The sequence below is a fragment of the Bacillus sp. Xin1 genome (genome assembly GCF_013314535.1).
Taxonomy (GTDB): Bacteria; Bacillota; Bacilli; order Bacillales; family Bacillaceae_G; genus Bacillus_A.
The window spans coordinates 1-496 of the sequence record NZ_JABUAE010000177.1 but is presented as its reverse complement, the minus strand read 5'-3'; the positions used below and the strand labels follow the sequence as shown (position 1 = coordinate 496).

4 tRNA genes are annotated in these 496 nt (G+C 48.2%); all 4 read left to right on the top strand.

The window, feature by feature from the left end:
* The first annotated feature begins 2 nt into the window (after positions 1-2).
* The 4 genes from HRG09_RS28400 (at position 3) to HRG09_RS28385 (ending at position 455) form a co-directional block, all read left to right on the top strand.
* Positions 3-76 (top strand) — tRNA-Pro (locus tag HRG09_RS28400).
* 13 nt (positions 77-89) lie between these two features.
* Positions 90-162 (top strand) — tRNA-Ala (locus tag HRG09_RS28395).
* Positions 163-177: 15 nt separating this feature from the next.
* Positions 178-270, top strand: a tRNA-Ser gene (locus tag HRG09_RS28390).
* 92 nt (positions 271-362) lie between these two features.
* A tRNA-Ser gene (locus tag HRG09_RS28385) sits at positions 363-455 on the top strand.
* Positions 456-496: the final 41 nt, after the last annotated feature.

Here is a 496-nt window from a genome sequence, read left to right as displayed (position 1 = left end):
GACGGGAAGTGGCTCAGCTTGGTAGAGCACCTGGTTTGGGACCAGGGGGTCGCAGGTTCAAATCCTGTCTTCCCGATATTAAAAAACATGGGGCCTTAGCTCAGCTGGGAGAGCGCCTGCCTTGCACGCAGGAGGTCAGCGGTTCGATCCCGCTAGGCTCCACTTTAGTTATTTATTGGAGGTATACCCAAGTCTGGCTGAAGGGATCGGTCTTGAAAACCGACAGGCGGCGAGAGTCGCGCGGGGGTTCGAATCCCTCTACCTCCTCCATTTTATAATAATTAAAATGGAATGATTGAATAGTTAGAAAAACTATTAGACATATACAGATAACTAAAAGATATAATTAATATTTACTTCATGGAGGTATACCCAAGTTCGGCTGAAGGGATCGGTCTTGAAAACCGACAGGCGGCGAGAGTCGCGCGGGGGTTCGAATCCCTCTACCTCCTCCATTTTTAAAATAATATTATATCGTCGCGGGGTGGAGCAGTCT